Below are 18311 nucleotides of genomic sequence, written 5' to 3' on the forward strand. Positions count from 1 at the left end.
GGGCGAACTGCTGGACCGCACGCAGAACAAGCTGGAAACACTGACGGCCCTGGCGCTGCGGCTAGGCGTGGACTTGGGTGACGCCGAGGCTTTCGGGCGGGCGGTGCAGGCGGTAGAGGCGGCACAAGAAGCACGCGCAAGAACACCTTGAGCAACGGCGTCGCAGGATTCTTGCCTTACCTGCGCAGCGGAGCGAGCAGGTCGGACAGGAAGTCGAGCAACGCCCGGGTCTTGGCAGGCAACAACTGGGAGGTCGTCACCGCGTAGACAGGCAGGCTGGTGGCGCTCCAATCGGAAAGCACGGGAACGAGCCGGCCAGCCTCGACTTCGGGAATGGCGAAAACGTCGGCCATGACGGCAATGCCATTTCCCGCCACGGCCAGATTGCGGATGAAGCCCACGTTATTGGCTGCCGCGCGACCCCGTACTTCGACTTCCACGGAGCGTCGAGAGGCCCGCAACGTCCAACGCCGCTCGATCTGGTCGGAACCCCGTTCGCTGCGAAGCACGCACTGGTGCTTCGTCAGGTCCTGCGGGATGCGCGGATGTCCGAAGCGGGCAAGGTAGTCGGGAGAGGCATACAGCCGCCTGGGCAAGTCGCCCAGGCGCCGGATGACAAGCGATGAATCGGGAAGCTCTCCCATGCGCACCGTGACGTCATACCGCTCCGCAAGCGGATCCATCCACTTGGGAGTGAAGTGCAGGTCCAGCGTGACGTCGGGGTACCGATCGAGAAATTCCTGCACCTTGTCCGCGGTGAGGCGGACCGTGAAATCGATGGGAGCCGCGATGCGCAAGGGGCCATTGGGCCGGGACGGCGCCGTCTGCGCCAGCTGCGTTGCCATGGCGATTTCATTCATCCCCCGGCTGCATTGTTCGAAGTAGCGCTGTCCCTCTTCCGTCAGCACCAGCGTCCGGGTGGTGCGATTGATCAATTTGACGCCCAGCTCTTTCTCCAGCGCGGCAATGCTGCGGGAGGTAGACGACTTCGGCATTTCCAGCGCGTTCGCCGCCGCCGTGAAGCTACCCGTTTTCGCGACCTCGAGGAAAACGCGGACGTGATGAATCAGGTGGGGTTTCATGACGATCTTGATTGTTCCTTGCTGGGAACAATGTTATCCGGAAAAGCTATTTGTGGAACGAACCGGCCTCAATAGAATGGCTGCGGCGTAACGATCCGGTGCCTGTACGGCCTTGAGAGATCGCCGCCCAAGAACAAGGAGACAGCATGTTCGAAGAGCAATTTGTCCGCGTACTGGCGATTTCCGCCTTGCTGGGCTTGATGGGGATGGCGGGTTGCGGAGGAGACGACAGTGCGCCGGCCGCCGCGCCGGCAGAAACTTTCGCGGCCGCCACCAGCTGTGAAAGCCTCCGGAGCCTTCGGCTTCAGAACGTCGAGATCACCGCCGCCCAAGCCGTGCCTGCGGGGACTTATCAACCGGCTGGAAGCACCTCGGCTTTCGGCAATCTTCCCGCATTCTGCAGGGTGACCGCCAGTCTGGCGCCGGTACCGGGGTCCAGGATCGGCATCGAGCTGTGGCTGCCCGCCACGTCTTGGAACGGCCGGTACCAGCAGTTGGGGCAGAACGGCTGGGGCACGGCGTTCTCGTCCTACTGGGGCTCGATGGCGCCTCATCTCCGGAACGGCTACGCCATCGCCATCACCGACGGAGGGCACGCCGCGACCGCCGTCACCGATGCCACGTGGGCGATCGGCTTTCCGGAGCGCATCGTTGATTTCGCGTATCGCGCCACGCATGAGACGGCGGTCGCGTCCAAGGCGATCATCAAGGGGTTCTATGGGAAGTCCGCGGTCTACTCCTATTTCAATGGCGCTTCGACCGGGGGCAGAGATGGCCTGATGTCGGCGCAGAAATTCCCGACGGACTTCAATGGCGTGCTTGCCGGCTCGGCGCTGATCAACTGGACCCGCGTGGCGACGCAGAAGCTCTACGCGAGTCAACAGTTGCTGAAGGCCGGGATCCAGGGCGCGGCGGGCGCCTCCTTGCTGGATCTGGCAAGGAAATCGGCCATCGCCGCGTGTGATGCCGACGACGGCATTTCCGACGGCATCTTGCGGGATCCGCGCTCCTGCCGATGGGATCCTCACGCGCTTCTGTGCCATGCCGGCCAAGACTCATCGAGCTGCCTGACCAGCCTGCAAGCCGATGCGCTGACGACAGTCCTGTCCCCGTTGCGCGACCCGGTCACGCTCGAATACCTGTACCCGGGGTACCTGCATGGGTTCGAAAACGACTGGACAGGGTTTGGCTACGTGAATGGCACGCCTGCACACGCGGCCACGGTCTACAAGATCGCGCTGGGGCAGCCCGACTGGGATGCTTCCACGTTCGACGTTCACTCTGACCTGCCCCAGGTCGAGGCCACGCTCGGCTTCATGAACGCCGACCAGCAGGCTGACTTGAGCGCGTTCAGGCAGGCCGGGGGCAAGCTCATCCAGTATCACGGCTGGCAAGACGCGGTGACGATGCCGGAACGCATCGTCCAGTACTACGAGGAGGTCCGGAACCGCACGACAGGTGGCGACCTTGCCGCGGAGCAAAGCTTCTATCGCCTGTTCATGATGTCAGGGGTCGGGCACGGAGGCGCCGGCGAAGGTGCGTGGCACTTCGGGGCGATTGCGCAGCAGGCCGTGGCGGGCGATGCCGAACATGACGCCGTCCTGGCACTGCGCAATTGGGTGGAGAAGGGCGCCGCGCCAGAAAAATTCGTTGCGACGAAGTTCCAGGACGGCGACGTCACCAAGCCGGTGATGTTGCAGCGCCTGATGTGTCCGTACCCCCGTCAGGCTGTCTACAGGGGCAGTGGCGAAACGCAGTCGGCCGACAGCTTCTACTGCGGCTAGACCGGGGATCGTCCGTATTCATCAACTTTTCAAGGCACTGGCAAATGATAAAGAGACGAACATTCCTGGGCATGTCCTCGCTGTTGGCCGTCCCACTGATCTCGCGCGCGAACGATTACCCGCGGATGCCGATCAACCTGGTGACCCCCCTCGCGGCGGGGGATGCCGCGGACCGCGCGGCGCGCCTGATCGGGCAGGAACTCTCGAAGTTGCTGGGCGTTGCCGTCACGGTCATGAACCGCCCGGGCGCCGGCGGTTCGCTGGGGACCCAAGCCGTCATCCGGGCGCCCAAGGATGGATATACCTTGCTCTACGCACAGAACAGCCCGTTGACCATCCGGCGCGTGATCGATCCCGAGGCGGCCAACTACGATCCATTGACGGACCTGACGCCACTGGCGCTGACGACCAGAAGCCCGTCGGTGCTGGTGGTCCACAAAGACGCGCCTTTCAAGACCATCAAGGAAATGGTCGACCTCGCACGACAGCGTTCCGGCGGCATCAACATCGGAAATGCCGGACCCGGATCCGTCGGCGAGATAAGCGTCCAGTTGATGAATGCGGCGGTGGGCGCGCCGTTGAATTCGGTGAACTACAAGGGCGCGGCGCCCGCCGTGACCGACCTGCTCGGCGGCTACATCGATGCGGTGATCCTTGCGCTGGGCGCCGTAAGCGCCCATATCCGCAGCGGATCGTTGCGCGCTTTGGCGATCTCGTCGCCATTCCCGGATTTCCCCGCCATCCCGACGCTGCGCAAGCTCGGATACAACGCCGATCTCCTGGGCGTATGGTTCGGCTTTTTCATGCCCGCCGGCGTTCCCGGGCACGTCATCGACACCTTGCTTCCCGCGCTGGAACAGGCGGCACGCAGCCCCGCCATCTCGGCGCAATTGCTTCCATCGGGCATGACGCAGGAATGGGGATCCCGCCAGGCGCTGGCCGAGGAAATTGCCACCGAGTATCGATCCATCAAGGAGCTGCTCGGTCCCACTTCAAAGAACGGAAAATGAAGGATCAGTGATGTCGAAAAGCATTCAGGTAGCCATTGTGGGTGGTGGCATCGGCGGGCTCGCCGCCGCAGTGGCGTTGTCCTATCGAGGAATCCAGGTCGCGGTCTATGAACAGTCGAGCGTGCTGCGGGAAGTCGGCGCAGGCCTCTTTGTCTATCCCAACAGCCTGAGGCAGCTCGAGCGGATCGGCCTGGGCGAAGCCCTGGCCCGGGTCGGCGCCAGGGTGGGCCAGGGGTCGGAGTATTACCGCATGGACGGTTCGGTCGTCGGCAAGATACTGACCACCGACTCGAGCGGCTGGAACGGGATGTATGGCATGCATCGCGCCGATCTCCTGAAGGTATTGGAGGATGCGATGCCCGCGGGGTCCATACATACCGGTCATCGGTGCATCGGCTTCAGCCAGGATGAAGCGGGGGCAAGCCTGACCTTCGACAACGGCCACGTCGCGCGCGCGGACGTCGTGATCGGGGCCGATGGCATCAATTCGGTCTTGCAGAAATACGTCGTGGAACCGTCGGCCCCCGAATACGCGGGATTCCGGGCATACCGGGGCTTGATCTCCTCTGACCGGATTCCCGAATGGAGACGGGAGGCACACCAGGTCTGGATGGGGGACGGCAAGCATTTCATGGTGTTCCCGGTCCGCCGAGGCGAAATGGTGAACTACGTCGGCTTCGTCCCGACAACGAGCGAGACGGCGGAATCCTGGTCTGCCGTCGGCGACCGTGATGAGCTCGCCGCGTCATTCGCCGGCTGGGACCCGCGCGTGACCGGATTGCTCGCCAAAGTCGAAACGTGTTTCTGGTGGGGACTGTTCGACCGCAGGCCGCTCGAGAAATGGGTGAACGGACGCCTGGCATTGCTCGGCGATGCGGCCCATCCGATGCTTCCCCACCTGGGGCAAGGCGCGAACCAGGCCATCGAAGATGGAACGGCCCTGGCGGTCCTGCTGCAAGGATGCGCCGATGGCGACTCGGTCCAAGACGCGCTGAAGCGCTATGAGGCGCTGCGGCGGCCCCGTACCGCGATGGTGCAGGCGGAAGCCCGGAAGAATGGCTTGCGCTATGACTCCAAGTACGCGGATCTCGGACAGCGCGACCGGGAGATCGCCAACTCTTCGACGTTGCGCAAGTCGCTGTATGACTACGATATCGAGAAGGAGGCCATCGAATGGCAGAGTCCTGGCCAAGGGGTCAGGCCAATCGTGAAGGGCGGCGAAAAGGTTTGAACACGTCGTCCAGGAAATCAAGGAACGAGCGTGCCCGAGGAGGCATGAAACGGGACTGAAGATAGACGGCGTAAAGCGTATCGCTGGGTACGACATGCCCGGCCAGAACGGGGACCAGTCTGCCCTGCGCCAGATCGTTCTCGATCATGATCGAATTGATCTGCGTGATGCCGATGTCCTGAAGCACGGCCTCGCGCAGCTCATCTCCGCTGTTGACGACCAGGTTGCCGTGCGGCGTGAATGACCGGGTGCGTCCTTTTATCCCGAATCGCCAAAGACGGCGCCGTCCGTTGAACAGCAGACACATGCAGTTATGGGAGCGCAGGTCTTCGACGGTGCGAGGGATCCCGTGGCGCTTCAGGTAGGCGGGGGTGGCGACAGTTACTCGCTGCGTGCGGGCCAATTCCTTCACAACCGATCGTCCATCCCGCGGTGAGCCAACCCGTACGGCCAAATCCAGTTGGTATTCCACCAGGTCGATCATATGGTCGACGAGTATCAGCTCGAGCTGGATGCCGGGGTTCGATGCAAGGAAGTCCGGCAGCCGGGGCGTGACGTAGAGCCTGGCCATTGCATGGGGGATGCCGACCCGGAGACGGCCGGATGCCGCGTGCTTCCCCGCGGACAGCTGGCGTTCCGCATCGGCCAGGCTCTGGAGGATAGGGAGGCAGTGGGCCAGGAAGGCCGAGCCTTCTTCCGTCAGCGCGACGCCGTGGGTGGTACGGCTGAAAAGCCGCGCCCCGAGATGCTTCTCGAGCTGCGACACGCTTTTGGTGACGGCGGATGGGCTCAGACTCAGCTGGCCGCCTGCAGCGGTGAAGCTCCCCAGGCTGGCGACCTTGGCGAACACGGTAATGGCGGCGAACTTATCCATGAACATCGGTTCGGAAGAAATGGAAAAACCATTATGCCGGGAAGTGACTTCCCTTCAAGGCAAGATTACCCGATCATCTCTTCGTAAGAACATTTCAACGATACGGAGACATCATGCGCCCTTGCCTGGGCCCCGATCCCCAGACGCGAAAGCCCCATTACCTAGCGCCTGCGGGCGCGACGGACTGCCATGCCCATGTGTTTGGGCCGTCCACTCGCCATCCTTTCATTCCCGAGCGCAGCTTCACTCCGCCCGATGCTCCGGTAGAGAGTTATCTGAAGATGCTCGACGTACTGGGCATCGACCATGGCGTACTGGTGCAAGGCTCGGTTCATGGCGTGGATAACCGCGCGGTAGCAGCCGCCGTGAAGTCCAATCAAGAGAGGCTGCGCGGAGTCGCGATCATCGGTCCCGACACGTCCGATAAGGAAATCCGTGAGCTTCACGACCTGGGCTTTCGCGGCACGAGACTATCGACAGTCGTGAAAGGTACACCCAGTTTCGACCTGCTCGAGTCCATTGCCGCCAGGGTGCGGCCTTATGGGTGGCACGTCGTGGTTCACGTCGATCGTTCGCGGGAGCTGGCGGACCTGGCGCCGCGCCTGGCCGCCATCGGTTGCCCGTTGGTGATCGACCACATCGCCCGCGTTCGCCTGGGGGAAAGCCTTGAGGGGCCGGGCTTCCGAGCGCTTGTTCAGTTGCTCTCCGGCGGCGACTGCTGGGTCAAGATATCCGGGCAGCATCGGATGTCGGCGATGGATTTTCCGTGGACCGACATGCAGCAACTGGTGCGTGCCGTGGTCGACGTACGGCCCGATCGCGTCCTGTGGGGAACGGACTGGCCGCACCCCAACCAGTACGACGGCATGCAAAACGATGGAGACCTGCTGGACGCGTTCGCCCAGTGGGTGCCGGACGAGGCGCTGCGCCGGCAAATCCTGGTCGCCAACCCCGCTGTTCTCTACGAGTTCTAAACAACATGGCCAAGTTCATCATTCGTTCTTCGTTCACGATGCTGGCCGTATGGCTCGCCCTTGGCGCGGGTGTCGCACATGCCCAGGACTATCCGTCGCGTCCGATCACTGTCATCAACAGCTTTGCTCCGGGAGGCAATGCGGACATCGTTCTACGGCTGGTCGCCGCCCGCCTGAGCACCGACCTCGGCCAACCCGTCGTGGTCGACAATCGTCCCGGCGCCAACGGCGTCATTGCCGCCGATGCCGTCGCGCGGGCACGGCCGGATGGCTACACCTTGTTGCTGGTCAGCGGGGCCTATCCCACCTTGGTCGCGACATCCAAGAGTTTGCCGTTCGATCCGGTCCAAGGGTTCTCCTGGATCTCCATGCTGATCACCTATCCCCTGGCAATTGCGGTGCCGGCCGATTCGCCATTCAAGACGCTGTCGGACCTGGTCGCGGCGGCCAAGGCCGCGCCGGGAAGGCTGAATTATTCATCGGCTGGCGTGGGCTCGCTCTTCCACCTTGCCACCGAGTCGTTCGAATCGAGCGCCAGCATCGACATGACGCATGTTCCTTACAAAGGGGGGGCCGCGCCTCTTACGGAGTTGTTGAGCGGCAGCCGTCTTGATCTGACCTTCAATACGCTATCCGTGGTCGAGCCGATCATGAAGGCGGGCCGCGTCCGGGTTCTGGCAATGACTTCCGCCACCCGTTCCCCGCTGTTGCCTGACGTGCCCGTTGTGGCCGAGTCATACCCCGGCTACGAGGCCTCGTCATTTCTGGGAATAGCCGGGCCGGCGGGCATGGCCCCCGCGGTGATCGAACGGCTGAACCAGGCGTTGCACCGGGTACTGGCGACACCCGAGATGCGCCAGCGGTTCGCCGATCTTGGCGGCACGCCGCTGCCGGATTCTCCCGAGCACATGCGACGAGTCATCCAGTCCGAGACGGCAAGATGGAAAGACATCGTCGCCACGAAGAAAATAGATATTCAATAGGATTGAGAGAACTGGCATGAAGTGCGAACCTGGAACCCCCGGCTATGTTCGACGGGTCGTGACCGGCCACGACGAGAACGGCCGCGCGGTCGTGATTTCCGATGGTCCCGCTCCTTTCGTTCATACCTCCGATATGCGCCCCGGTTACGCGTCGACCGATGTGTGGCGTACGGACGGTACCCCCGCTCCGATTTCCGCCGTGGCTCCGGAGCCGACGCTGGGACCACGCCGGCAACTGCCCGCAAAACGGGGCAGTGTCATCCGCATCAACACGCTGGTTCCCGAAACCGATGCGTCCCGCAGCTTCGACAAGGAGCAAGTGGCGAAATTGTTCGCGGGGATGGGCAATGCCACGGCGTCCACCTATGCTGCCGAAGGCAGGCATCCGATGATGCATCGAACGGAGACGGTGGATTACGCGATCGTGCTTTCAGGCGAGATCACGATGCTGCTGGACGATAGCGAAGTCACGCTGAGGGCCGGCGACGTCCTGGTCCAGTGCGGGACAAACCATGCCTGGTCGAATCGTGGCACGGAACCCGCTCGAGTGGCATTCATCCTGCTGGATGGCCAGTATGAGCCGGGGTTGAAAGAGAAGTTGGGGTAAGGCGTACTTCAAGCCGCCATGGTGACTGGTTCGCTCACGCCGCCTGGTCCCTCCAGTTCCAGGAAGCGCTGCGCGTCGAGCGCGGCCGTGTGCGGCACGCCCGGTCTCACTCGGGTACTTTCTGGCCCACGGTCGCCGTTTCCTGGCCGCCCTGGGCTGGCGCCTGGGTGGCATCGGCGGATTGACCGGTGATCAGGAATGTCGCCTCGTCAGCCAGGCGCTCCAATAGTTCCTGATCGCGCTCCGTGATGTCCCTGGGCGCATCGTCCAGGATGCAGAGCGCGCCGAAGACCTGATCGTCTGACGTCATCAAGGGAGCCGCCGCATAGAAGCGGGCATGCAGGGTGGTGCTGATACGATGATCGGCCAGGCTTGGCTCGCGCTGGATGTCGGCAATGGCGATGGGCGTTCCCCGTTGCACGACGTGATAACCGATGCCGTCCTGGCGAGCGATTGCCAAGAGGCCTGACTGATCGAAGGCCATGTCCGGTAGTACCTGGTTCTGCCCCACGATGTATTCGTTCCGGGTATCGATGATGGCAATCACTGCCCATTCGACGCCGAAGGCGTCGGCGGTCTTTTTCGCCAAGTCATGGAGATCCTGCCGCATCGACTCGTTCGCGGCGCAGTGCGCCAGCAATGGTTCTACTGGCTTCCCCGCAGCGTCGCCGGTTTCGACCGGCGTGGCGGCGACCCGGGCAGGCGCTTGCATGATGCGGATGCGTTCGACGGCTTCATTCACCGACGTGGCAAGTTCATCCGCGCCGATGGCGTTCCGCGCTTCCTCCATGGGAAAGGACTCGGGCAGGTTCAGCAGTGCGAGGACGGTACGCGGATGTGGCCATCTGCGCCGTATGCGGCGGCAGAGCTGGCGTGCCGCGGCAATCGGCTGTTCGCTCATGTAGCCCAGGACGACGATGTCGGCGTCGTCGAGCTTCAGCCCATCGAGGTGGCGCGAGGTGAGCGCGCTGGCGGGACGGAAGTCGGCGGAGATCCCCGCCAGGCACAGGGCATGGGCCAGCATGTCGGCCGCCAGGGTGTCGACTTCCCATTTTCCCGCTATGCAGACGACCCTGGGCTTGCCTGCGCCTGCGTCGCCGCCGGTATGGTCTTCCCGGAGTGCTTCGATCAGCGTCTCCATGCCGTTGATGACGCGCAGATGGTGCTCGGGGGTCGCCTGGCCTTGGTAGTCCTGGCTTGCCAGCCCCAGGACAGGAACGGCCACGTCGTTGTAGAAGGCCTGCACCGAGGATCGTTCGATTTCGACCTGCGCGATGTCCAGAGCTTCGTCCGAATCGTCCGCCAGCAGGCGTTGATATACCCGGGTAGGCAAGTCCAGCGCCGGCGAGGTGCCGAGCAGCGTATCCAGGAATTGCAATTGAGGCAGGTTGCGGCCCACGACCAGCAGGCACACGGTGAGCGGCGTGGAGAGCACCAGGCCGACCGGGCCCCACAACGCAGTCCAGAAGGTGGCCGAGACGATGAGTGAAATCGCGGACAGGCCGGTGCTCGATCCGTAGAGCAGGGGTTCGACCACGTTGTTGCTGATGACCTCCAGGACAATGATGAGCCCGAGGGTCCACAGCACCATGCTCCATCCCGGGTCGACGGCGAAGGCCAGGCCCAAGGGGAAGACCGTCGAGATCATCGGTCCTATGTAGGGAATGAACCGCATCACGGCGGCGATCGTCCCCCACAGCAAGGCGCCGGGTACGCCGATCAGCCACAGCCCGACTCCCATGGGCAAGCCATAGGTGACGTTGACCAGCAATTGCATCAGCAGGTACTTGCTGATTCTCGTGCCGGCCTCTTCCATGGCATCCGTGGAGCGGTGCAGGTTGCCGCCAAGCAGGCGAAGGAGGCGCATGCGCAGGTCGCTGCGGTCCACCAGCATGAGGAAGACGAATACGAAGATGATGCCGGCGTTCGCCAGCGGCGCGAGCGCCGGGACGAGCCATGCCTTGGCCGTGTCGAATGGCGTGGGCGGTGCCGGAACCACGCTCACGCGCTGCGGCGCATCGTCGGCGTGCGTTGCCGGCGACTCCACCTCTTTCTGCACGGTGTCCACCGTTTGCATGGCGCCGTCCAGCATGCCCGGCCCGGAAAGATTCTTGCGCAGGTCCGCGAGCTTGGACCGGATCGTGGACTGATAGGTGGGCAGTTCCTGGCTGAGCGCGCGAAGTTGAGAGCCGAGCACCAGCCCGAAGCCACCCATCAGGATCACGACCACGATCATCGTGAGCATGACCGCGGGCAATCGGGAAAGGCCGAGTCTTTCCAGCTTGGCGATCGCGGGGCTCAACGCGAAGCTGATCAGAAAGGCCACCGCCAGCGGTATCAATATTTCCTGGCCGAAGAACAGGCCGGCAATGATGATCGCGGCACTGGTCAACCCCGCGGCGAGCCTCACCGCACTCAGGGAAGACAGGCTCCGCAGGATGTCGCCGTGAGCAACCAAGGGTTCGGCCGCGCCCTTGTTCGGTTCAAGGTCTTGCGTCATCACCCCGGCTCCTCCGCGCTGCCCGACTTGCGTATCCTACTGAATGGGATGGCAGGGCACGGCGGAAAACTGTCTCAAATCGTTCCAGCCGATCAGAGGGGAGGGCCCAGGAGCGTTGAGCTGCCTAACCATTTCGTCCTGATCGCCGGCCCTTCATCTACCGCGGATGCCGCGCCAGCATGCTCTCGGCGATCCGCTGCGCGGTATTGACCGAATCCGTCATGCCGAGATGGCCATGTCCCACGGCCAGCCACAACCCGGGTTCAGTGGCCGGGCCGATGACGGGCAGCGAATCGGGCATGCAGGGACGATGGCCCATCCAGTGTGTAGCCGTTGCGTTAGCCAGTCCGTCGAAGGTTTCGCGTACGATGCGTTCGAGCAGGCGCGCGCGGCGCATGTCCGGGGGACGGTCGAGGCCCGCGATCTCGACCGTGCCGCCTACCCGCAGTCCGTCCTCCATCGGGGCCAGGAATATCTTGCGGTCGGCCAGCACCACCGAGCGCGAGACCAGCCCGGCACAGCCCGAGAACTGTGCGTGATAGCCGCGCTGGCTCTCCAGCGGCAGCCGGATGCCGAGCGGCTCCAGCAGGCGCGTGGACCATGCGCCGGCGGCCACCACCACCCGGGAAAAATGTTCGCCGCCTCGTCCGGAATTCAGCTCCCATCCGTCGCCGTCGCGCTTGAGCGCCCGCACCTCGTCGCGCCGTACCTCGCCGCCGCGCGCGGCGAACGCCCGCACGATGGCCTGGACATAGCGCAGCGGATTGAGGATGGTTCCGTCGTCGGGCAGGAATACGCCAACCGTGTAGCGCTTGCCCACATGCGGTTCCAGTTCCAGGATGCCGGGACGGTCGAGCAGCGTGAAGGGCAAGCCGTGCGAGGCGCGCAGCCGCCACGCGGCTTCGTCCTGGGCGTGGGCACGGCTGTCGGGATAGAGGTGAAGCTGGCCGCGCTGAAGGATGAGTTCCGGGACGCCGACTTCGCGGGCAAGGGCCTGGTGCGCCGCGACGGCGCCGGCGTGCAGGCGTGCCAGCGTGCGCGACGCTTCCGCGACCTTGGCGGCGCGGGCCGACGCCAGGAACCTGAGCAGCCAGGGCAGCGCTCGAGGCAGGTAGCCCAGGGGAAGGAATAGCGGGCTTTCGGGATCGCGCAGCATGCTGGGCAGCGAGGCCAGGATGCCGGGCATGGCCAGCGGGGCGACGGAACTCATGCTGATCGCGCCCAGGTTGCCGAAGCTGCAACCGCGGCCAGGCTCGTCACGGTCGATCAGCACGACGTCGGCGCCACGTCGGCGCAAGGCATGAGCGATACATGCGCCGACGATGCCCGCGCCTATCACGGCGATACGCTGTTCCGGGCCGGGCGATGGCGTTGCCGCTATCCGCATATCTCGCGGAATACGCGCATGTAGTTCGCGCCGACGATCTTGACGACGGTGGATTCGGCCATGCCCCGGCGCAGCATGGCGGCGGTCAGGTTCGGCCATTTGTCCCAGGTTTCCAGGTCCAGCGTCTGCGCGTTCGGATCGAAGCGGTCCTGCGGGCGCCAGCCTACCCAGTTGAAGCTGCCGCTCTCGGGCCGGATCATCGACGGCGTCCAGGCCAGTGCGTTGTAGTAGGGCTTGCCCCAGTCGGTACCGACGCCGACGTGATCCTCGCCCATTACATTGACCAGGTGCTGGAGGTGGTCGACGACGGTGTCGAGCGTGGCCCAGCTGCGCGGCTTGCCGTGTTTCTCGGCGCGGCCGTCGCCTTCGGCCGGCAGGATGAAGGCCGGCAGCACCACCACGCCGGCGTAGCCCCCGCCGTCGGCGATGGCCTTCAGTACGTCATCGGGCAGGCCGCGAGGGTGGCCGCTGAGCGCGCGAGCGGCGGTGTGCGTGGCCACGACCGGAGCCCGGGATGCGGCCACCGCGTCGCGCGCGGTGTTCGCGCTGGCGTGCGAGAGGTCGACCATCATGCGGCACGCATTCATCTTCTCGATCAGCGCGGCGCCGAAGCGGCTCAGGCCGCCGTCGTTCGTCTCCAGGCAGCCGTCGGCGAAGCGGGTGCGCAGGTTGTATGTGAGCTGCATGCTGCGTACGCCGAGTTCGTGCAGGACTTCCACCCGATCGAGGTCGGCCCCGACGGGCTCGGCGTTCTGCAGGTTGTACATGACGGCGTGCCGGCCGTCGCGGTGCGCAGCCTCGAGTTGCGCGGCGCAGGTGGCCAGCGTCACCTGTCCGCCCAGCGAGGCCATGAGCGTTTCGGCGCGCCGCGCGCTGGCGATCGTCGCGTCCAGGGCGGTGTCGGGCGGACCGGATGCGTACAAGGTGTAGTTGCATGCCGTGACACCCGAGCGCCGCCAGTACGAAAGATAGGTTTCGCGTGTTCCGGGATCGTGCGCGCACTGCGCGATGAGGTGTTCGGCCATGGCCTTCTTGATGGCGGGGCGCGAGCCGCCCTGGGCCTGCAAGGCCTTGCCGATCTCGATCATGGCGGGCGTCAGCGCCCATTCGTCGACGAAGCTGGGCGCGAGCGAGTCGATGACGATGTGCTCGGCGTGGATGCGGCGGGCGGTCTCTTCCGCTTGCGCCGCCGTGGGTGTCGGTCTGTTCATGGTTGCCCCGCGTGTCATTGCGGCTGGATGCCGGCCAGGGAGACCAGCTCTTTGAGCTTCGCGATGTCCTGCTTGATGATCGCCGCATACTCCTCCGGCGTGCCTCCCAGTGGGCGGGCGCCCGCCGCCTGCATCTGCCGGATCGTCTCGGGCGATTTCAGGATCGCATTGATTTCGCGATTGAGCCGATCCACGACGTTGCGCGGAACGTTGGCCGTGGTGAGCACCCCCTGCCAGCTCCTGACCGCGTAGCCCGGCAGGCCCGTTTCGTCGCAGGTGGGGGCATCGGGCAGCAGCGCGCTGCGTCGGACGTCGCCCAGGCAGACCACCTTGAGGCTGCCGTTCCGCAGGTAGGGCAGGTAGGCCGTGACGGCGTCGATGGTGACCTTGACTTCGCCGGAAACGATGTCGCGTATGGCTTCGCCGGTGCCTTTGTAGGGCACGTGATTGACCTGGATGCCGGCCATGCTGGTGAACAGGACCTGCGCCATGTGGCTGGACGAGCCGATACCGGTCGAAGCCATGCTGACGCCGCCCGGGCTCGCCTTGGCGTAGGCGATGAACTCGGCGGCGCCGCGCACGGGCAGGGACGGATGGGCGATCAGCGCATTGAGCGTGGTGGTCACCGTGGTGATGGGCTGGAAATCGGCCACCGGATCGAAGGGCAGCGATTTGTAGAGCGCGGCATTGATGGCGTGGGCCGCCGAGGTGTAAAGAAGGGTGTAGCCATCGGCGGGAGCCTTCGCCACGGCACTGGCCGCGATGCTGCCGCCCGCGCCGGGACGGTTCTCCACCACGACCGACTGCCCGAGCCGCTCGGACAACTGCAGCGCGATCATGCGTGCGGACAGGTCGGTGGCGCCGCCCGCCGAGAATCCGACCAGCATGCGGATCGGCCGACTGGGGTAGTCGTCGGCCGCGCCCGCGCGAGGCGCGAAGGCCAGCCCGCCCGCCAGGACGGCGGCCAACGGCGCCCCCAGAGAGAACTTCAAGCCCCACGCTGTTGCATGTTTCATGATTCTTCCCCCGGTTTCGAGCACTATCATTTCCGCGGATGCGCTACTGTCCCCAGCATACAGACGCCGAAATCCGCGATCCAATCCTGTTTTTCTCTGAACCCATAAAAATCGCCTATACCCGATTCCGCCATGTTCAAAGTGCGTCAGCTCGAGGCTTTCCACGCAGTGATGGTCGCGGGAACCGTGACGGGGGCCGCCGTGCGGCTCGGGTTGTCGCAGCCCGCCATCAGTACCCTGATCGCGGGGCTGGAGTCCGATCTCGGCTTTGGCCTGTTCGTGCGCGAAAAAAGCCGCCTGCAGCCCACCGAAGAGGCCAAGTATCTCCACGGCGCGGTGGTGGGCGCGCTTCAAGGGCTGGACGGCATAGCGCAGCTCGCGGCAGATATCCGCGATGCGAAGGCGGGCAGCTTGCGGATCGCGGCGCTTCCCATGCTGGCGCTCGAATTCCTGCCGCGCGTCGCCGCCCACTTCCTGCGGGACTACCCGGGCGTCAACGTCACCTTGCAGGCACGCAGCTCACCCACGGTCGTGACCCTGGTCACCACCCAGCAGTTCGACATCGGATTCTCGGAGACGGCGTATGACCCAGGATGGGTCGACGCCGAAAAGCTCCGCCTGCGCTGCGTCTGTGTCCTGCCCGCACAGCATCCGCTGGCGGGAAAGGATGTCATCCGTCCGGCCGACCTGAGCGGACTGCCCATCGTGACAGCGCCGCGCGACCACATCCGCACGCAGCGCCTGCAGGAGCTGTTCGCCGAAAATGGCGCCACCCTGTCCATCAAGGTCGAGACGCCGCTGTTCGCGTCGATGTGCGCGTTCGTGGCCGAAGGGGTGGGCTACAGCATTGTCGATCCCGTCACTGCCCACGATTTTTCGGGGCGCGGCCTGGTTGCGCGCCGGTTCGAGCCGGCCTTTTTCAATGACTTCGCGATGCTGTTTCCGGCGGGCAAGCCTCGGTCGCTGGTCACGCAGGCGTTCGTGCGCCGGGTTGCCGAATTCCTGAAGGACTATGACTAGTGTCTTGTCCTGCGTCCGGCGGTTGTTGCTCAGCCGAGTAACCAAACCGACATATCCGCCTGTCACCATGCGCGGTCCGAGAATGCTTTCCAGTTCGTGCGGATGCGATCAATCTTTCCAATCTCCCTCGGGACGGGACGCAAAGGCCGGCCAGAATGCGTGCCATGGCTGCGGGGTTGATCGGTTCCGGACTGATGGCCTGGGGAGCATGCGGGTCCGATCCAGCCTCGGGCGCCGAGTCGCCACGCGTTTTCTCTCCTGAGGATTCGAGTTCCGCCCAGCCCGCGGCGGACCGGGCACAGGCTGTGTTCGAGTTCGACATTCCCGCGATGCCGCTGGCCGACGCGCTGCACCGCTATGCCTCGCTGACCCGCCGCGCCGCATTGGTTCGCAGCGAAACGGTTGCCGGCCGCAGGTCGTCGGCGGTGAAGGGGCGTTACACATCCGACGAAGGTCTGGCGCAATTGCTGGCGGGAAGCGGTCTGGAGGCGGAAAGCATAGCGAACGGCCCCGCGGATGCATTCGTGCTGAAGCCCGTCCAGGGTCTGGCGTGGTCCATGGCGTCGGCGCTGAATCGTGCCGGCGACTATCCGGCCCGGGTCCAGGCGCGCTTGTGGGACGCCTTGTGCGATTCGCCCGCGACCATGCCTGGCGCGTATCGTGCCTTGCTGCGGTTCCGGATCGACGGCCAGGGGCGGGTAGGGGCGGTCCAACTGCTGGAATCGACGGGAGACGCGGTGCGCGACCGGGCGGTGCGCAGTGCGATCGGCCTGGTGCGGATGGAGATGCCGCCGCCGTCCGGCATGCCGCAGCCGTTGACCATGATCGTGCTGCCGAACGATCCCGGCGATCCGGCCGGCTGGCGGCACTGCGGAGCGCCCTGACCATGTCCCAGGGCGCGCAACCCATTCTGCTGGATTACCTGACCAAGCGTTACGGCGAACTGAAGTTGCGGCTGGCGCGCGTACTGCGCAATGCCGATCTGGCCGGCGATGCGTTGCAGGACACCTGGCTGCGGTTGAACAGCGAGAAGTCCGGCGGCATCGGGTCGGTGCAGAGTCCGAGGGCGTATCTGATGCGCATGGCGGCCAACGCGGCGGTGGACATCCAGCGCCGGCATGGCCAGTCGTTGCCGCATGAGGAGGTCAGCGCCCTGCTGGAGCTGGCGGATCCGGCGCCCGGCCCGGCCGAACAGGCCGAGGCGCGCTCCGACCTTGCCGCCTTGGTCGCTATGTTGAACCGTCTGCCCAGCCGGCAGCGCGAAGTCATCGTGCTGGTGCGCCTGGAAGGCATGGCGCAGAAGGAAGTGGCCCGGCGCCTGGGCGTGTCGCTGCGAACCGTGGAGATGGATCTGAAGCGCGCGCACGAATATCTGGATGCCCGGATGGCAAATGAAAAATAGTTGCGGTTATGGCGGTCGTCAAACCGTCATAGTCGATCCATGGGAAATCCGGCCGGCGCTGGCCAGGACGGCTGGCACCCACGACAAGTTCATGCGATGAGACGCTCGACATCTTTCGACAGCTCTTCGGCCTCGGCCGACGCGATCCAGCGGCAGGCGCGCCTGTGGCTGCGCACGCTTGCGTCGGGCGACGTCAAGCCCTGGGATGCCGAGGCGTTCAAGCGATGGCTGCATGCCAGCCCGGCTCACCAGCAGGCATTCCGGGATGTCCGGCGGCGGTGGGACGAACTGGGCCCCGGCGTGGCGGAGATGCTGCGAACCAATGCCCAGGCCGCGGCCTTTCACGAGCGCACACTGCGTGTTCCGAGGCACGGCCGACGCGCGTTCCTGGGGGCCGCCGCGGGGGTGGCCGCGGCAGCTTCGGTGGCGGTGCTTTATCCGCCGGCGGGGGTGTGGCCGCCCTTTGCCACATGGGGGGCCGATTTCCACACCGCCGCCGGTGAGCAGCAGGCCCTGAGCCTTGCACATGTCAACGTCACACTCAATACCCAGACGCGCATCCGGCAACAGGGCGCGGGTACCGGCATGCATGGCATCGAGCTGCTGGCGGGCGAGGCCGCCATCGATTTCGACGGCGCGGGCCGGGCCTTCACCGTGATGGCCGGTGCCGGCCGCAGCACGGCGCAGACGGGAAGCTTCGAGGTGCGGAACCTGAAGGGGCGGGTCTGCGTGACCTGCATCGCCGGGCTGGTCCGTATCGAGCATCCGGCCGGCGGCGCCATGTTGCAAGCGCGGACGCAGGCCGTCTATGACGAGACATCCTTGAGCGGAGTGGCCGCGGTCGATCCGGGCAACGTGTCCGCATGGCGCAGGGGGGAGCTGGTCTTCAACCATACCCGGCTGGGCGACGTGCTGGACGAGATCAACCGCTATCGCCCAGGGAAGATCATGTTGCTGAACGATGCGGCCGCACAGCGTCCGGTAACGGGCCGTTTCGTGATCGCGGCGCTCGACTCGGCGCTTTCCCAGCTTCAACACAATTTCGATTTGCACGCCCGTTCGCTGCCCGGCGGATTGCTGATTCTCAGCTGATCGAAAAAACCTGCGGTTTTTCCAAACCACGTTCCGTCTTAGCGCATCGGATCCGGAAACGCACCGGCGGATGGTGCGGGATTCGCGCGGATACGGCCGGCGGCGATGCCGCCGGCATGGCAATGGCTCAACTATTGG

The 18311-nt window shown here is 64.9% G+C and carries 16 protein-coding genes; 10 read left to right on the forward strand and 6 right to left on the reverse strand.

Annotation, left to right across the window (positions count from 1 at the left end):
* Positions 1 to 176: 176 nt before the first annotated feature.
* Positions 177 to 1082, reverse strand: coding sequence for a LysR family transcriptional regulator (locus tag N5K27_RS19290; protein ID WP_279818155.1), 906 nt, complete (start codon positions 1080 to 1082; stop codon positions 177 to 179).
* Positions 1083 to 1228: 146 nt separating this feature from the next.
* On the opposite strand from N5K27_RS19290, the gene N5K27_RS19295 reads away from it, so the two are divergent.
* From N5K27_RS19295 to N5K27_RS19305, 3 genes are all read left to right on the forward strand, one after another.
* Positions 1229 to 2866 (forward strand): tannase/feruloyl esterase family alpha/beta hydrolase, encoded by a 1638-nt coding sequence (locus N5K27_RS19295; RefSeq protein ID WP_279818157.1) that lies wholly within the window; start codon positions 1229 to 1231, stop codon positions 2864 to 2866.
* Positions 2867 to 2937: 71 nt separating this feature from the next.
* Positions 2938 to 3876: a tripartite tricarboxylate transporter substrate binding protein gene (locus N5K27_RS19300; protein ID WP_165963301.1), complete on the forward strand. Its 939-nt coding sequence runs from the start codon at positions 2938 to 2940 to the stop codon at positions 3874 to 3876.
* A gap of 10 nt (positions 3877 to 3886) precedes the next feature.
* On the forward strand, positions 3887 to 5107 hold the full coding sequence (locus N5K27_RS19305) for an FAD-dependent monooxygenase (protein ID WP_279818158.1): 1221 nt from the start codon (positions 3887 to 3889) through the stop codon (positions 5105 to 5107).
* Here the strand turns inward: N5K27_RS19305 and N5K27_RS19310 are convergent.
* On the reverse strand, positions 5073 to 5981 hold the full coding sequence (locus N5K27_RS19310) for a LysR family transcriptional regulator (protein WP_279818159.1): 909 nt from the start codon (positions 5979 to 5981) through the stop codon (positions 5073 to 5075). The genes N5K27_RS19305 and N5K27_RS19310 overlap by 35 nt on opposite strands.
* Positions 5982 to 6094: 113 nt before the next feature.
* Between N5K27_RS19310 and N5K27_RS19315 the strand changes: the two genes are divergently transcribed.
* The 3 genes from N5K27_RS19315 to N5K27_RS19325 are packed head-to-tail and all read left to right on the forward strand — an operon-like array spanning position 6095 to position 8545.
* Positions 6095 to 6955: an amidohydrolase family protein gene (locus N5K27_RS19315; RefSeq protein WP_279818160.1), complete on the forward strand. Its 861-nt coding sequence runs from the start codon at positions 6095 to 6097 to the stop codon at positions 6953 to 6955.
* 5 nt (positions 6956 to 6960) lie between these two features.
* Positions 6961 to 7938 (forward strand): tripartite tricarboxylate transporter substrate binding protein, encoded by a 978-nt coding sequence (locus tag N5K27_RS19320; protein ID WP_279818162.1) that lies wholly within the window; start codon positions 6961 to 6963, stop codon positions 7936 to 7938.
* Positions 7939 to 7954: 16 nt separating this feature from the next.
* Positions 7955 to 8545: a cupin domain-containing protein gene (locus tag N5K27_RS19325; RefSeq protein ID WP_279818163.1), complete on the forward strand. Its 591-nt coding sequence runs from the start codon at positions 7955 to 7957 to the stop codon at positions 8543 to 8545.
* Between the two features lie 106 nt (positions 8546 to 8651).
* Here N5K27_RS19325 and N5K27_RS19330 read toward each other — a convergent pair whose 3' ends face one another.
* From N5K27_RS19330 to N5K27_RS19345, 4 genes are all read right to left on the reverse strand, one after another.
* Positions 8652 to 11045 (reverse strand): AI-2E family transporter, encoded by a 2394-nt coding sequence (locus N5K27_RS19330; protein WP_279818164.1) that lies wholly within the window; start codon positions 11043 to 11045, stop codon positions 8652 to 8654.
* A gap of 157 nt (positions 11046 to 11202) precedes the next feature.
* Complete coding sequence (locus N5K27_RS19335) at positions 11203 to 12432, reverse strand: FAD-dependent oxidoreductase (RefSeq protein ID WP_279818166.1); 1230 nt, start codon at positions 12430 to 12432, stop codon at positions 11203 to 11205.
* Entirely contained in the window at positions 12423 to 13643 is a 1221-nt protein-coding gene (locus tag N5K27_RS19340) for a membrane dipeptidase (RefSeq protein WP_279818168.1), read from the reverse strand. The genes N5K27_RS19335 and N5K27_RS19340 overlap by 10 nt, the downstream gene beginning before the upstream one ends.
* Positions 13644 to 13657: 14 nt before the next feature.
* Positions 13658 to 14659, reverse strand: coding sequence for a tripartite tricarboxylate transporter substrate binding protein (locus tag N5K27_RS19345; protein ID WP_279818171.1), 1002 nt, complete (start codon positions 14657 to 14659; stop codon positions 13658 to 13660).
* A 132-nt stretch (positions 14660 to 14791) separates the two neighbouring features.
* Between N5K27_RS19345 and N5K27_RS19350 the strand changes: the two genes are divergently transcribed.
* The 4 genes from N5K27_RS19350 (at position 14792) to N5K27_RS19365 (ending at position 18173) form a co-directional block, all read left to right on the forward strand.
* Positions 14792 to 15679 (forward strand): LysR substrate-binding domain-containing protein, encoded by an 888-nt coding sequence (locus N5K27_RS19350; protein ID WP_279818173.1) that lies wholly within the window; start codon positions 14792 to 14794, stop codon positions 15677 to 15679.
* A gap of 305 nt (positions 15680 to 15984) precedes the next feature.
* On the forward strand, positions 15985 to 16563 hold the full coding sequence (locus N5K27_RS19355) for a TonB family protein (RefSeq protein ID WP_279818174.1): 579 nt from the start codon (positions 15985 to 15987) through the stop codon (positions 16561 to 16563).
* 2 nt (positions 16564 to 16565) lie between these two features.
* Positions 16566 to 17081 (forward strand): RNA polymerase sigma factor, encoded by a 516-nt coding sequence (locus N5K27_RS19360; protein ID WP_132980479.1) that lies wholly within the window; start codon positions 16566 to 16568, stop codon positions 17079 to 17081.
* Between the two features lie 39 nt (positions 17082 to 17120).
* Complete coding sequence (locus N5K27_RS19365) at positions 17121 to 18173, forward strand: DUF4880 domain-containing protein (RefSeq protein WP_279818177.1); 1053 nt, start codon at positions 17121 to 17123, stop codon at positions 18171 to 18173.
* Positions 18174 to 18311 lie beyond the last annotated feature (138 nt).

It is taken from the genome of Pigmentiphaga sp. GD03639 (genome assembly GCF_029845405.1).
GTDB lineage: Bacteria > Pseudomonadota > Gammaproteobacteria > Burkholderiales > Burkholderiaceae_B > Pigmentiphaga > Pigmentiphaga daeguensis.

Coding starts and splice junctions, on each gene's coding strand:
- N5K27_RS19305 (WP_279818158.1), top strand. CDS start 3,887: ATGTCGAAAAGCATTCAGGTAGCCATTGTGGGTGGTGGCATCGGCGGG.
- N5K27_RS19325 (WP_279818163.1), top strand. CDS start 7,955: ATGAAGTGCGAACCTGGAACCCCCGGCTATGTTCGACGGGTCGTGACC.
- N5K27_RS19350 (WP_279818173.1), top strand. CDS start 14,792: ATGTTCAAAGTGCGTCAGCTCGAGGCTTTCCACGCAGTGATGGTCGCG.
- N5K27_RS19310 (WP_279818159.1), bottom strand. CDS start 5,981: ATGGATAAGTTCGCCGCCATTACCGTGTTCGCCAAGGTCGCCAGCCTG.
- N5K27_RS19300 (WP_165963301.1), top strand. CDS start 2,938: ATGTCCTCGCTGTTGGCCGTCCCACTGATCTCGCGCGCGAACGATTAC.
- N5K27_RS19365 (WP_279818177.1), top strand. CDS start 17,121: ATGGGAAATCCGGCCGGCGCTGGCCAGGACGGCTGGCACCCACGACAA.
- N5K27_RS19340 (WP_279818168.1), bottom strand. CDS start 13,643: ATGAACAGACCGACACCCACGGCGGCGCAAGCGGAAGAGACCGCCCGC.
- N5K27_RS19315 (WP_279818160.1), top strand. CDS start 6,095: ATGCGCCCTTGCCTGGGCCCCGATCCCCAGACGCGAAAGCCCCATTAC.
- N5K27_RS19295 (WP_279818157.1), top strand. CDS start 1,229: ATGTTCGAAGAGCAATTTGTCCGCGTACTGGCGATTTCCGCCTTGCTG.
- N5K27_RS19345 (WP_279818171.1), bottom strand. CDS start 14,659: ATGAAACATGCAACAGCGTGGGGCTTGAAGTTCTCTCTGGGGGCGCCG.
- N5K27_RS19320 (WP_279818162.1), top strand. CDS start 6,961: ATGGCCAAGTTCATCATTCGTTCTTCGTTCACGATGCTGGCCGTATGG.
- N5K27_RS19360 (WP_132980479.1), top strand. CDS start 16,566: ATGTCCCAGGGCGCGCAACCCATTCTGCTGGATTACCTGACCAAGCGT.
- N5K27_RS19330 (WP_279818164.1), bottom strand. CDS start 11,045: ATGACGCAAGACCTTGAACCGAACAAGGGCGCGGCCGAACCCTTGGTT.
- N5K27_RS19290 (WP_279818155.1), bottom strand. CDS start 1,082: ATGAAACCCCACCTGATTCATCACGTCCGCGTTTTCCTCGAGGTCGCG.
- N5K27_RS19335 (WP_279818166.1), bottom strand. CDS start 12,432: ATGCGGATAGCGGCAACGCCATCGCCCGGCCCGGAACAGCGTATCGCC.